Annotated in this window: 10 protein-coding genes; 6 read left to right on the top strand and 4 right to left on the bottom strand. The window is 49.8% G+C overall.

Going from position 1 to position 13248, the window contains the following annotated elements; translation table 11 throughout:
• Position 1 precedes the first annotated feature (1 nt).
• From aceB to argE, 3 genes are all read right to left on the bottom strand, one after another.
• Entirely contained in the window at positions 2-1585 is a 1584-nt protein-coding gene (gene aceB / locus ACP7FG_RS03260; RefSeq protein ID WP_439225502.1) for a malate synthase A, read from the bottom strand.
• Between the two features lie 183 nt (positions 1586-1768).
• Entirely contained in the window at positions 1769-3394 is a 1626-nt protein-coding gene (locus tag ACP7FG_RS03255; RefSeq protein ID WP_439225501.1) for a methyl-accepting chemotaxis protein, read from the bottom strand.
• Between the two features lie 90 nt (positions 3395-3484).
• A complete protein-coding gene (argE, locus tag ACP7FG_RS03250) occupies positions 3485-4648 on the bottom strand; it encodes an acetylornithine deacetylase (protein ID WP_439225500.1) in 1164 nt (387 codons plus the stop codon).
• Between the two features lie 95 nt (positions 4649-4743).
• Between argE and argC the strand changes: the two genes are divergently transcribed.
• Genes argC through argH form a run of 5 tightly spaced genes read left to right on the top strand, consistent with a single transcriptional unit; the run spans position 4744 to position 10536 of the window.
• Positions 4744-5769 carry an N-acetyl-gamma-glutamyl-phosphate reductase gene (gene argC / locus ACP7FG_RS03245; protein ID WP_439225499.1) on the top strand — a complete coding sequence of 342 codons (1026 nt, stop codon included), beginning with the start codon at positions 4744-4746 and terminating at the stop codon, positions 5767-5769.
• Entirely contained in the window at positions 5766-6509 is a 744-nt protein-coding gene (argB, locus tag ACP7FG_RS03240; RefSeq protein WP_439225498.1) for an acetylglutamate kinase, read from the top strand. Before argC ends, argB begins: the two co-directional genes overlap by 4 nt.
• A gap of 2 nt (positions 6510-6511) precedes the next feature.
• Positions 6512-7462: an ornithine carbamoyltransferase gene (locus tag ACP7FG_RS03235; RefSeq protein ID WP_439225497.1), complete on the top strand. Its 951-nt coding sequence runs from the start codon at positions 6512-6514 to the stop codon at positions 7460-7462.
• Entirely contained in the window at positions 7459-8670 is a 1212-nt protein-coding gene (locus ACP7FG_RS03230; RefSeq protein WP_439225496.1) for an argininosuccinate synthase, read from the top strand. Before ACP7FG_RS03235 ends, ACP7FG_RS03230 begins: the two co-directional genes overlap by 4 nt.
• A 3-nt stretch (positions 8671-8673) precedes the next feature.
• Positions 8674-10536 (top strand): argininosuccinate lyase, encoded by a 1863-nt coding sequence (gene argH / locus ACP7FG_RS03225; protein WP_439225495.1) that lies wholly within the window; start codon positions 8674-8676, stop codon positions 10534-10536.
• Between the two features lie 22 nt (positions 10537-10558).
• Here argH and ACP7FG_RS03220 read toward each other — a convergent pair whose 3' ends face one another.
• Positions 10559-11401 carry an MBL fold metallo-hydrolase gene (locus ACP7FG_RS03220; protein ID WP_439225494.1) on the bottom strand — a complete coding sequence of 281 codons (843 nt, stop codon included), beginning with the start codon at positions 11399-11401 and terminating at the stop codon, positions 10559-10561.
• A 200-nt stretch (positions 11402-11601) separates the two neighbouring features.
• Between ACP7FG_RS03220 and ACP7FG_RS03215 the strand changes: the two genes are divergently transcribed.
• Positions 11602-13182: a hypothetical protein gene (locus tag ACP7FG_RS03215; RefSeq protein WP_054490562.1), complete on the top strand. Its 1581-nt coding sequence runs from the start codon at positions 11602-11604 to the stop codon at positions 13180-13182.
• Positions 13183-13248 lie beyond the last annotated feature (66 nt).

Genomic DNA, 13248 nt, shown 5'->3' with positions numbered 1-13248 from the left:
ATTACTTGAGTTGTTGGTAGCCGGGCAGGGTCAGAAAGTCGACCAGCTCGTCGGCTGTGGTAATTTCTTCCAGCAGGCTCAGGGCCCGGGAAAAAGGTTCGCTCTTCCAGCGCTGTTCACCGACTTCATTTTTCACCACATCGGCTTCTTCTTGCAGGTACTGCCGGAACAGCTCTTTGGTGACCGGGGTGTTGTCGGTAAGCGTTTTTCCGTGGCGGATCCACTGCCAGATTGAGGTGCGTGAAATCTCGGCGGTGGCGGCGTCTTCCATTAGCCCATAGATAGGAACGCAGCCTTTGCCGTTCAGCCAGGACGCAATGTATTGCAGCGACACCCGAATGTTGGTGCGCATGCCAGCTTCGGTACGCTCGCCGTCACAGGGTTGCAGCAGCAAGGCCTGATCAATCGGCGTGTCGTTTTCACGAAGTACATGAAGCTGGTTGTCGCCTTCAATACCATCGACAAAAATTTCGCGGACGGTATCAGCCAGACCCGGGTGGGCAATCCAGGTGCCGTCGTGGCCATTGTCACGCTCCATGGTTTTGTCGGCGTGAACTTTAGCGAGGATTTTCTCATTCTCGGTTGGATCTTTGCTGGGAATAAAGGCCGCCATGCCGCCCATAGCCAGGGCGCCGCGCTGGTGACAGGTTTTCACTAACAAGCGCGAGTAGGCGTTAAGAAAAGGCTTGTCCATACTCACCACCTGGCGGTCGGGAAGAACCCGCTCCGGATGCTCTTTCAGGGTTTTGATGTAACTGAAAATGTAGTCCCAGCGGCCACAGTTAAGTGCAGCAATATGGTCTTTCATGGCATGCAGTATTTCGTGCATTTGAAAAACCGCCGGCAGGGTTTCAATCAGTATGGTGGCGCGAATGGTGCTGGTTTTTAAGCTGAACTTTTTCTCGGTGAAATGAAAAACGTCAGCCCACCATTTGGCTTCATCGCTGTGCTCCAGCTTGGGCAGGTAGTAATACACTCCGGAGCCTTGTTGCAGGCGTTGCTGATAATTCAGTAAAAAGTACAGAGCAAAGTCCATTAAGGCACCGGGAATTGGCTTGCCGTTACGCTGTACGTGTTTTTCCGGTAAGTGCAGACCGCGAACCCGGGCAATGAGTAATGCCGGATCAGGGCCGACTTCATAGTGTTTGCCGCTGTCCGGGTCGGTGTAGGTCATGCCGCCAATGTTGGCATCGCGTAGGTTAATTTGACCGTTTACCATGCCCTCCCAGGTAGGTGACTGGGAATCTTCAAAGTCCGCCATGTAACAGTCGACATTGGCATTCAGCGCGTTGATGACCATTTTTCGATCCACCGGCCCGGTAATTTCCAGACGGCGTTTTTTTAAATCGGCCGGCAGTTCGGCAATGCGCCAGTTCCCTTCACGGATGTTCTGAGTTGCAGGGTCAAAATTGGGTAACTGACCCTGGTCAAATTGCGCCTGACGTTGCTGGCGTTTCTTCAACAGGGACTCTAACTGTGGTTGAAAGGTATCGACTAACTCAGCGAGAAAAGACTGATTCTCGTCGTTGAACAATGCTTTTGCATCGTTATCAAGCGGTTGACTGAAGTTAAATAGATTGTTCATTTTTAAATCCGTTGTTATTTGTTTGTTAACACGGATTCAGGTTAGATGCTGGTCGCACCATTAGTCTAATTTATGCGGTTGATTAGCAGTATTCAGGAGGGTTATTTTAGTTGGAAGAGGTTCTGTGGCTAAAATTCGAACGGGGCCATTGCGGCCCCGTTCATCTTTAATGGTGAAATGTGGTTACAGTCTGAAAGCTCTAACCAGTTCACTGAGGTCAACGGCAAGTCGTGATAACTCTTTGCTTGATGCGCTGGTTTGTTCAGCGCCTGATGCTGTCGAGTTGGATAAGTCACGAATACTTACCAGGTTCTTATCAACGTCACGGGACACATTGGCCTGCTCTTCTGAAGCACTGGCTATCGAGGTGTTGTGATTGTTAATTTCATCGACCGCGGTTGCAATAAGCTGTAAGGCTTCGCCGGCTTCGCGAGCTACGTCCAGAGTTTTCGTTGCGCGCTCCAGGCTTCTGTCCATAGTTGCTACTGAACGGTCGCTGGACTCGTTAATGGCTTTGACCATGTCTTCAATTTCAACGGTAGACTGTTGAGTTTTGTGCGCCAGTGAACGAACTTCATCGGCTACCACTGCGAAGCCACGGCCAGATTCTCCGGCACGGGCAGCCTCAATAGCGGCGTTAAGTGCCAGTAAGTTGGTTTGCTCTGCAATACCGCGAATAACTTCAAGCACCTTGGTAATATTTTTCACCTTGTCGGCCAGTTCAGTTACGCTACCGGAAGAGTCGCCAATTTCCTGAGAGAGCTCTTCGATAGCGCGAACGGTTTGACGGACACGATCATCACCGTATTGCGCTTGTCTGTTTGCTTCCTCAGAAGCCTCGGATGCGTTTTGAGCGTCTTGTGCAACGGTTTCAACCGCAGTGGTCAATTCGGTAACTGCCGTTGCTGCCTGCTCCAGCTCTTCAGACTGCTGCTGAATAGTGCGGGTTGACTCGTCGGTGACCGAACTTAACTCTTCAGATGTGGAAGCCAGCTGCTCTGAGGACTCCGAAATAGTACTCATGGACTCACGCAATTGGTTGCGCATCGTTTTTAACTGCTGCAGCAATTGTGCGGGCTCGTCCTTGCCTTCAATTTCAATGGTCTGACTTAAATCGCGTGATGCGATGATTTTGGCAAAATCTACGGCATCCCCAATGGGTTTAACGATGCTTCTGGTAAGCGTTACAGCAAATAACGCGAGTAAAGCGACCACAACCACTAAGGCAATAATCATCATGACTTTTGCGTTACTGGACACGGCATCGGCTTCGTCGGAAGCTGCGTCTATTAATGACATCTCTCTGTTTAAAAGCTCATCGAGTTTCGCTGAAATTTTGTTGGTCAGCGGTAGAATGCTATTTTCCCGAATGGAGTCTATGGCATCGGAAAGCCCGGCATTAACCAGTTTTTCGAACTGGTTATTTAGCTTCCAGTACTCGTCATCAAGGGCCATGTATTCTGCGAATAGCTTTTGGGCTTCAGGGTCATCAAGCGTTTTCTTATATTCATTTTGATTACGCTTAAGAGCACTGATCGAATCATTTAAACTCTTTTGATACCTTTCCAGGCGCGCAGGATCGTTAATGTAGGCTGCGACGTTAGCTGAGTGAATACGTACGCGCAGAAACTCTCTGTCTAAATCATTGATGTTATCAACGGAAGGAACCTGCTTGTCACTAATGATGTTTAGCTGAGTTTCAATCGCCCCCATGCGGTTGAGTGCAAATATGCCCAAAATGAGCGTCAGTATTCCAATCAGTCCGAAAGCCGCACTTGCGCGAGCACCTATGGAGAGCTGTCGTATCATGTGATAATCCTTTGTTGTACCAAAACTCATGGTCTACTACTGGCAGATTTGATGTGACTCAAATCTAAGACATAGTTTTGTTATCGGCAGCTACTGCGAAAAACAAAACGTTTTTAGTAAAGTTTTTAGTTTTTCTTGAGTGGGCTTTATAGAATCTACCGACAAATATTCATTGGGTTGGTGCGCCTGTTTTATTGAGCCTGGGCCCAAAACCAACGTTTCGCAGCCCAGTTCCTGCAGAAAAGGCGCTTCAGTGCAGTAGTTTACCGCCTGCGCTTTGCTTTGTGAGATTTTCTCGGCCAGTTGCACCAAAGCTGAGTCGGTTGTTTGCCGGAAAGCCGGTATCGGATGGTGCAGTGAGATTAATTCAACACAACCGGGGTAACGTGCCTGAACACTCTCGGTTGCTTTATGCAGGTGGGCACAAAGTTCGTCGACCGATAAGCCCGGCAGCGGTCTAATGTCCAGGTGTAACTCGCAACAACCACAAATACGATTAGCATTGTCACCGCCGTGTATGTGGCCAAAGTTCATGGTTGGCTGTGGCACTGTAAAGCTTGAATCTGAATATTTATGCTTAAACTCTTCTTTTAATTTCAGCAGTGCAGAAATGACTTCATGCATCAGCTCTATGGCGTTGACTCCCAGTGCAGGATCGGAGCTGTGACCAGAGCGCCCGGTAATGCGAATAACCTCACTCATATGGCCTTTATGAGCATATACCGGACGCATATCAGTGGGTTCGCCTATAACACAGTAGTCCGGTTTGAGGTTTGCAAAGCGGCTCACTTCACGGGCGCCGTTCATGGTTGTTTCTTCGTCGGCGGTTGCCAGAACCATAATAGGTTTGTTTTGTTGGCTGCTATCCAGCTCACTCAAAGCTTGCATAACAAAGGCAAAAAAGCCTTTCATATCAATGCTTCCGAGCCCGTACCAGCGGTTATCCTGTTCGGTTAATTTAAAGGGGTCAAAATTCCAGCGACTGGCATCATAAGGAACGGTGTCGGTATGACCGGACAGCAGTAGACCGCCATTTCCGGTACCACGGCGCGCCAGTAAATTGTACTTGCCCTGTTGGCTTTGCAGTTCGTTAATTTCGCAGTTAAACCCAAGCAACTCCAGCCATTCGGCCAATAAATAAATGACGCTTCGGTTGCTCTGATCCCACTTTGGGTCGGTCGCACTGATGGATGGCTGAGCAATGAGCTGCTGATACATAGAGAAAAAAGACGGCAAAGAACGAGCGGTTACCATAGGTTATCCTTAATATAATTATTCACTATTATTGCATAAATATATCTATTCAGTTATTCTGCATTTTTAATCAGGAACAGCAACAGGTTTTTCGCATGCAGTATCAACCAGCGTCGTCACACTCAGCGGCTATTATCGGAGCCAGCGGTTACGTTGGAGCTGAGCTTAGCCGTTTAGTGCAGCAACACCCGGCGCTTAGCCTTTTCGGTTGCTATGTGTCTGAGCATAGCAGCGATGCCGGTGCCTTGTTGAGTGATTTGTATCCACAATACGCACATTGTTTAAAAATCCCTTTGCAAGGTCTGACGGATAACGAGAAATCCGGCATTAAGCTCCAGGCAGACACCGTGTTTCTATGCACTGAGCATAGTATCAGTGTCGCACTGGCACCTGAGTTTCTTGAGGCTGGCTTAAAAGTCATAGACTTGTCCGGTGGTTTTCGCTTAGACGCAATTGAAGACTATCCTCAATTTTATGGGTTCGAGCATAAGCAGGCTCATTGGCTTCGCCAGGCTGTTTATGGTCTTGCTGAGTGGTATCCGCATGAGATAGCGGAAGCTCAGTTAGTTGCGGTTCCTGGATGTTACCCGACAGCCAGCTTAATGGCATTGCTTCCGCTTAAAAAGGCCGGCCTACTAAAAAGCAGCAAAGTTATTATTAATGCAGTGTCAGGAGTGACCGGGGCAGGACGTAAAGCGTCTCTTGCTACTCAGGGGGCAGAGCTTTCTTTGCAGGCGTACGGCCTGTTTGAGCATCGGCATACGCCGGAAATTACACAGCAATTACAACATGAAGTGCTGTTCACTCCCCACTTGGCGCAATTCCCTCGTGGCATTTTGGCCACTTTGTACGCCGAGCTTAATGACGATACCAGCGATGATGACTTAACGAGCGCGTACCAGTGCTATGCGGAGCAACCCTTAGTGCGCTTTAAGAAACTGGCTCGCCCGGCCATTAAGGACGTGGTTCAGCAGCCGTTTGTGGATATTGGCTGGCACCGGCAGGGTAACCAACTGATTGTGCTGTCGGCTATTGATAACTTACTGAAAGGTGCGGCGAGTCAGGCCATTCAGTGCATTAACCTGCAACTGGGGTTGCCTGTTGAAGAGGGCTTGCTATGAAAGTCATAAAACTCGGTGGCAGCCTGTTAGAACAACCGGAAGCTTTAAGTGCGCTGTTTCAGTCGCTGAAACAAAGCGACGATGAAGTTGTGCTCGTACACGGTGGCGGAGCCCTGGTGCAACAATGGCTGGCAACCGCCGGTTTGCACAGCGAAAAGATGAACGGTTTAAGAGTCAGCCCGGAGCAGCACATGCCTTATATTGTCGGCGGACTGGCAGGTGCGGCCAATAAAACCTTAATGAAAGAGGCTATTGCCGCAGGTTTAAAACCTATTGGTCTGACGCTTTATGAAGCGGGCGTTCTCTGTGCTAAACAGTCTGAAAGCTTGGGTCAGGTTGGGGTTTGTCAGCTTCCAAATGCAGAGCCCGTGCCCGGTCTTATTTCTGATTTACTGGCTCAGGGTTACCTGCCAATTATTAGCTCTATCGGCTTCAGTGATTCCGGCGACTGGTTCAATGTTAATGCCGACGATGCTGCTGTGGCCGTCGCCGCCGCCTACAATGCCGATTTGTTGTTGATAACCGATGTTGAAGCGGTGCTGGACGGCAGTGGAAACCCTTTAAGCCATCTCAATTCAGAGTCTATTCAGGAACTCATCCAGGCAGGTGTTATTAAAGACGGTATGGAGGTGAAAGTTCGCGGGGCGCTAAGTGCCGCAAAACGCTTACGACGATGTGTGCGAATTGGCAGTTGGAATGTAATGAATAACCCCTTTTCAGGCACACAGATTAGTGAGTAAGTATGATGAAACATTGTTTATCCGGGCTGGAGTTTTCTCCGGCTGACACTTTACAGTTATTGGCGTTAGCGCAAGCGCAAAAAGCGTTCCCCGAAAAATACCAACACACGCTGGCCGGCAAAAGCGTGGTTACTCTATTTGAAAAACCAAGTTTACGCACGCGGCTGTCTTTTGACATTGGTTTGCAGAAGCTGGGCGGTCATGCGGTTTACCTGAACGAGCAGGGGCAGGGCATGGGCGTGCGTGAAACCGTTGCCGACTATGCCCGTAATCTATCCTGCTGGGCTGATGCCATTGTCGCCCGGGTTATGTCGCACAGTACTTTAGAAGATTTAGCTCAGCACGCCTCGGTTCCCGTGGTTAACAGCCTGTGCGACCGCTTTCATCCTTGTCAGGCACTGGCGGACTTTTTAACCCTGCAAGAGCAGTACGGCAATGTGCAGGGACTAAAGCTGGTGTACTTAGGCGACGGTAATAATGTTTCGCACTCGCTGATGCTAACCGCTGCCACAGTCGGCAGCGATTGCACCATTATTTGCCCGAAAGGCTATGAACCCAATGCGGACCTTGTGAAAAAAGCGAAGGCTTTGGCGAAAAAGAGCGGCGCCAACATTGTGGTGACGCACGATATTGCTGCGGTGGCAGATGCCGATGCGCTCTACACAGACACTTGGGTTTCCATGGGTGATGATCAACCTCTGGATGCGGTACGCGAGATTTTCTCCCCCTACCAAATAAACGCGCAGTTGGTTGAGCACAGTGGTGCTACTTCGGTGCTGCACTGCCAACCGGCACACCGCGGCTATGAAATTACCTCCGATGTTATGGACGGCCCTATGTCCCGCTGTTTTCAGCAGGCTGAGAACCGGCTTTACGCGCAAAACGCTTTATTAACCCTGTTATTAAACCCAACGGCAGCATTACTGCCAGAATCTATGGAGAAAGCCTCATGAGTCACGTGAAGAAAGTTGTATTGGCCTATTCTGGCGGCCTAGACACCTCAGCCATTGTGCCCTGGTTAAAAGAAAACTATGGCTGTGAAGTGGTGGCTTTTGTGGCTGATGTGGGGCAGGGCGCGGAAGAGCTGGAAGGCGTGGAAGAAAAAGCCAAAGCGTCCGGTGCGTCCGAATGCCACGTGGTTGATTTAAAAGACGAGTTTGTGAAGAGCTACGTGTACCCAACGCTCAAAACCGGCGCCATATACGAAGGCACTTACTTACTGGGTACGGCCATGGCGCGTCCGATTATTGCCAAAGCCCAGGTTGAGGTGGCCCGTAAAGTGGGTGCGGATGCGCTTGCGCATGGCTGTACCGGTAAAGGTAATGATCAGGTTCGGTTTGAGTCCTGCTACGCCGCTTTAGCTCCTGACTTACAAGTGATAGCTCCGTGGCGCGAATGGGAGTTAAGCAGTCGGGAGTCTCTGTTGGATTATCTGGCAGAGCGGGGTATTCCGTGCTCTGCGTCGGCGACCAAAATCTACAGCCGGGACGCTAACGCCTGGCATATTTCGCACGAAGGTGGAGAACTGGAAGACCCTTGGTGTGAGCCGACGGATAAAGTCTGGACCATGACGGCATCGCCAGAGCAGGCTCCGGATAAACCGGAATGTGTTTCTGTTAAGGTCGAAAATGGCGAAATTAAGGCGGTGAATGACAAAGCGATGTCGCCTTTTGAATGCTTGAATGTGCTGAATGACATTGCTGCGAAACATGGTGTCGGGCGGGTGGATATTGTTGAAAACCGCCTGGTGGGCATGAAAAGCCGGGGTTGTTACGAAACACCGGGTGGCACAGTTATGATGGCTGCTTTGCAGGCTATTGATGAGCTGGTATTGGATAAAAGCAGCCGCAGCTGGAAAGCTCAACTAAGCGAGCAGTTCGCGCAATTGCTGTACGACGGGCGCTGGTTTACCCCATTGCAGCATTCGGTGATGACGGCAGCGGAGTCTCTATGTTCGACCGCCAGCGGCGACGTGGTGCTGAAGCTCTATAAAGGCTCAGTGACAGCGGTTCAGAAACGTTCATCGAATAGCTTATACAGCGAAGACTTTGCGACCTTTGGTGCGGACGAAGTCTATAACCAGGCGCACGCCGAAGGTTTTATTCGGTTGTTCTCCCTTTCCAGCCGGATAGCGGCGTTACAGAAGCAGCAAAAGGGGTAGATTATGGCGCTATGGGGTGGACGTTTTGCGGCAGGACCCGATGCCGCGTTTCAGCAGTTTAATGATTCGCTGCCTTTTGACTATGTGCTGGCTGAGCAGGATATCACCGGCTCTAAAGCCTGGGCGAATGCGTTGCACAAGGTTGGCGTACTGAGTACTGAGGAGTGCCAGCAGTTACAGCAGGCATTGAGTGAACTGCTCAGCGAAGTACGCGAAGACCCGACGGCAGTTGCTGTTGGTGGCGACGAGGATATTCATTCTTTTGTGGAAGCAGCGCTGATAGCTAAGGTGGGTGATTTAGCCAAAAAGCTTCATACCGGGCGCAGCCGTAATGATCAGGTAGCTACCGATTTACGCTTGTGGTGCCGCGAGCAGGCCGGAGCTCTGAAACAGTCGTTAAAGCAGAATCAGCAGGCATTACTGGACCTTGCGCAACGTGAAAAAGACACGGTCATACCCGGTTACACACACCTGCAACGGGCGCAACCGGTTTTGCTGGCGCACTGGTGCCTGGCCTATGTGGAAATGCTGCAGCGCGATAGTGAGCGCTTACAAGACGCCACTGATCGGCTCAATAAAAGCCCCTTAGGTTGCGGTGCACTGGCGGGGACGGCGTATGCAGTCGACCGCGAAGCCATTGCCAGCGAGCTGGGGTTTAGCGAAGCAACACGTAACAGTCTGGATTCAGTATCCGACCGTGATTTTGTGGTGGAGCTGTTAAGCACCGCGTCGTTGTCGATGCTGCATTTGTCGCGTTTGGCGGAAGATTTGATTTTCTACAACTCCGGCGAAGCAGGCTTTATTGAGCTGGCCGATAACGTGACCTCGGGATCTTCGCTCATGCCGCAGAAGAAAAACCCGGACGCGCTGGAGTTGGTGCGCGGTAAAAGCGGCCGGGTTGTGGGCTCATTAACCGGCTTAATGATGACCTTAAAAGCGCTGCCATTGGCTTACAACAAAGACATGCAGGAAGATAAAGAAGGGCTGTTCGATGCTTTTACCACCTGGCAGGCGTCACTGGCTATGGTGACCTCAAGCCTGAATGGTCTGACGGTTAACCATGCAGCCTGTCGTAAAGCGGCGCAGGGCGGTTACGCGAATGCGACGGAATTAGCGGACTATATGGTGTCCAAAGGTATTCCTTTCCGGCAGGCGCATCACAACGTCGGTGAACTGGTGCAACAAGCCATTCAGGCGAAAAAGCCATTAGAGGATATGCCGCTGGAGGCGTTTCAGGCAGTGGTTCCGGTGATTGATCAGGACGTTTATGACTGGCTGACGCTGGATGCTCTGCTGGAAAAACGTTGTGCGCTGGGCGGTACGTCCCCGCAGCGGGTGAATGAAGCGTTAAAAGCGGCGCAGCAGCAACAGCAGATTCAGGTGCGTGACGCTAATCTGGGGGATATTGGTGCCATTTTAGACTTAGTTCAGTATTGGGCCGGAGCCGGCGAGAACCTGCCGCGGGCTAAAGACGATATCGTGCACTCGATTAACGAATTTGCAGTGACCGAAGTGAATGGTGAAGTTATGGGCTGTGCGTCTTTGTATATCTACACCACAGGTTTAGCGGAAATTCGCTCGTTAGGAGTCAACCCGAAAACCGAGGTGCGTGGTCAGGGGCGTATGCTGGTGGCTTACTTATTGAAAAAAGCTCGTTTGTTGCAGCTAAACCGAGTGATAGTACTGACCCGGGTGCCGGACTTTTTTGAGCAGCGGGGCTTTAACCATTGCTCGAAAGATACGTTACCGGAAAAGGTCATGAAGGACTGTGAGATTTGCCCAAGGCTGGCCAACTGCGACGAGCTGGCCATGGAATACCACCTTGAGCAACCGAGCGAACAGTTAATTTTCCGTTCGGTTTGTTAGTCAGATTACAGTTACTTAAAACTTAGTAGAGCGTTGCAATCCAGCGCTCTTCGTTAATAAAGGACCAACTCCAGTCTTTCCATTTGTCGCTCAGACCCTTGGTTTTCACTTCTTCAAGGCTCATGCCGCTTTGCTTCATGGCATCAACTTCGGCTTTGGTTTTTTTCATCATGTTCAAAAAGCTTTGGTAATCGGCTTTATTTGCCAACGGACCATGGCCGGGAATAATCACGGTGTCATCGGTAATACGGTTCAACAGCTGCTCCACATTCGCGATATAGCCATTCACGTCTCCGCCACTTTTCAGATCAATAAACGGGAAACGTTTATTAAAGAACAAATCGCCTGGATGCAATACGTTAGCATTTTTAAACCATACCGCGCTGTCACCGTCAGTATGACCGTTTGAGAGGTGGAAAACGTAAATGGTGTCATTGTTAAAGTGGAAGGTAATGGCAGAGTCAAAAGTAATGGCCGGCAGACCCGTTTCGTTAAAGCTGTCGTCGTTACTTAAGCGCTTACGCACATGGTCATGGGCAAAAATGGTCGAGCTTTGGTTGTTCGCGAACCACATATTGGAGCCGACATGGTCGCCGTGGAAGTGCGTGTTCAGAATATAATGAACTTCTTTACCGCTTAACTCCTGAATTTTTTCCGCAATACGCTCTGCTACCTGAGTGTATTGGTCATCGACCAGAAACACGCCATCGTCACCTGATGACATCAGCATATTGCCGCCGGCTCCGGTCAGCATGTAAATATTGTCGGCTACTTCATTGTGTTCAATGGTTACATCTTCGAAACGGTCAGCCGTAGCGGGTAAAGCAAAGGCTGCCATTAAACCGCTGATTAAAAGTTTACGCATGGGGTCTTTCCTCGTTTGTGTTTTTATTACTGATATAGGTTACTTATTCAACAAGCGCAAAGATCAAAAGAGAAAACTCAGGTTACCGAATGGTGAATATTTTGTGACACTTTTGTGTTGTCACAATCCTGTCATGCAGGCGTCTTAGTCTGCTCCCGACTTAAATCATAACTGGACAAAATCCAAGTCGGGAGAACCCAATGAAATTTAATACTTTATTCAAAATCTCTGCAGTTACAGCAGCCTTATTTTTAGCTGGTTGCGGCGGCGATATTAATGTTACCCCAACGGTGAATAACAATGGTGGCTCTGATGCTGGCGGCGATACGGGCGGTGGTGACAGCGGCTCATCAAACCCTTGTGCAAGCTATGCAGACATTCAGGGTGAGTACGACGGTCAGGACTGCTCTTATGATACAGACTTTGCCAGTGCAACCATTGAAATAGCTGAGGACATTACTTTTGAAGAATTGCCTGACGGTGGTGTTCATGTGTTTGATGGTGCTCTGCAAATTGGTGAAGACTGCGACACCACAACCGATTGTGAAATTAATCAAAATGGCCCGGTCATGACGGTTGAACCTGGCGCGGTGCTGGCATTCACTTCTGGCGAAGCCATTATTCAGATTGCTCGCGGCGCTCAGTTGAACGCTATCGGTACTTTCGACAAGCCGGTTAAGTTCACCTCGGCTAACGAGTTTGACCGTTTAAACGTATCAGGCGACGCTCCACGCTACGCAGACTGGGGTGGCATCATCGTTAACGGTAACGGTATTACCAATGAGTGTACTGATGCAGAGCGCGACGGCGGTACCTGTAACCGTGAATCGGAAGGTATTGTCAGCTTCTACGGTGGTAACGACAACACTGACGACAGCGGCTCAATGAAGTACGCACAAATTTGGTACGCAGGTTCGGGACCTCGTGACGGCGGTGACGGTGATGACTTGAACTCACTAACACTAAACGCGGTAGGCTCAGGTTCTTCTTATGAGTTTATTCACATTCACCAGGGCTTTGATGATGGCATTGAGTTCTTCGGTGGCGCTGCTGACTTAAGAAACATTGTCGTAACGGATACCCAGGATGACTCGCTGGATATGGACGCTGGTTGGCAGGGACGTGCGCAATTTGTGTTTATTAAACACGGCACAGTGACAGTAGACGGTCAGACAAACTACATGGGTAACGGTGGTTTTGAGGCAGACGGCGAGAAAAACAATGGTCCGGACTATTCGCAGGCACCAACGTCAGCACCGACTATTGCTAACGTGACCATTATCACTACCGACGGCACATCCGTACGTGATAACGACCCGTCAATCGCTACGAAATTTGACGACAACTTCCAGGGTCAGATGTACAACGTACTGAAAATTAAAGAGAACGGTACGGCAGACGACGGTTGTGTCTTCTTCACTTCTGACGGTGAAGCGGGCGTTGATAATGGCGAACTCGATTTCTACAGCTCGGTCATGGCGTGTACCAATAACTTTGTGAACACCGGTGACAATACCTTTGGTGACGGCGAAACCTACAGCCAATGGTATGACAACGGTGGTGAAAATGAAGTGCTAGACGGTTCAGCAATGGTTCTGAATGACGATGGTATTTCGACTGATATGTCTTCTTCAATCACTATTGCTGCGAATGACTTAACCGCATTGAATGATGACTTCTTTACTCCGGTTGATTTTATCGGCGCACTTTCTGACGACGATACAAGCTCTGAATGGTACCAGTGGGTTGAAACTGCTGTAGCTGCTTCTGAGCAGGACTAATTAGAGTTGGAATGCGAATAAATAGGCGCACCACAGTTGCGCCTATTTTCCGATTTTATTGCAGGA

This window comes from Idiomarina sp. ST10R2A5 (assembly GCF_051842325.1).
Lineage (GTDB): Bacteria > Pseudomonadota > Gammaproteobacteria > Enterobacterales > Alteromonadaceae > Idiomarina > Idiomarina abyssalis.
Note: the sequence above shows the minus strand (reverse complement) of the source record. Positions and strands in the feature narration are given on the sequence as shown.

Coding starts and splice junctions, on each gene's coding strand:
- aceB (WP_439225502.1), bottom strand. CDS start 1,585: ATGAACAATCTATTTAACTTCAGTCAACCGCTTGATAACGATGCAAAA.
- ACP7FG_RS03255 (WP_439225501.1), bottom strand. CDS start 3,394: ATGATACGACAGCTCTCCATAGGTGCTCGCGCAAGTGCGGCTTTCGGA.
- argE (WP_439225500.1), bottom strand. CDS start 4,648: ATGGTAACCGCTCGTTCTTTGCCGTCTTTTTTCTCTATGTATCAGCAG.
- argC (WP_439225499.1), top strand. CDS start 4,744: ATGCAGTATCAACCAGCGTCGTCACACTCAGCGGCTATTATCGGAGCC.
- argB (WP_439225498.1), top strand. CDS start 5,766: ATGAAAGTCATAAAACTCGGTGGCAGCCTGTTAGAACAACCGGAAGCT.
- ACP7FG_RS03235 (WP_439225497.1), top strand. CDS start 6,512: ATGATGAAACATTGTTTATCCGGGCTGGAGTTTTCTCCGGCTGACACT.
- ACP7FG_RS03230 (WP_439225496.1), top strand. CDS start 7,459: ATGAGTCACGTGAAGAAAGTTGTATTGGCCTATTCTGGCGGCCTAGAC.
- argH (WP_439225495.1), top strand. CDS start 8,674: ATGGCGCTATGGGGTGGACGTTTTGCGGCAGGACCCGATGCCGCGTTT.
- ACP7FG_RS03220 (WP_439225494.1), bottom strand. CDS start 11,401: ATGCGTAAACTTTTAATCAGCGGTTTAATGGCAGCCTTTGCTTTACCC.
- ACP7FG_RS03215 (WP_054490562.1), top strand. CDS start 11,602: ATGAAATTTAATACTTTATTCAAAATCTCTGCAGTTACAGCAGCCTTA.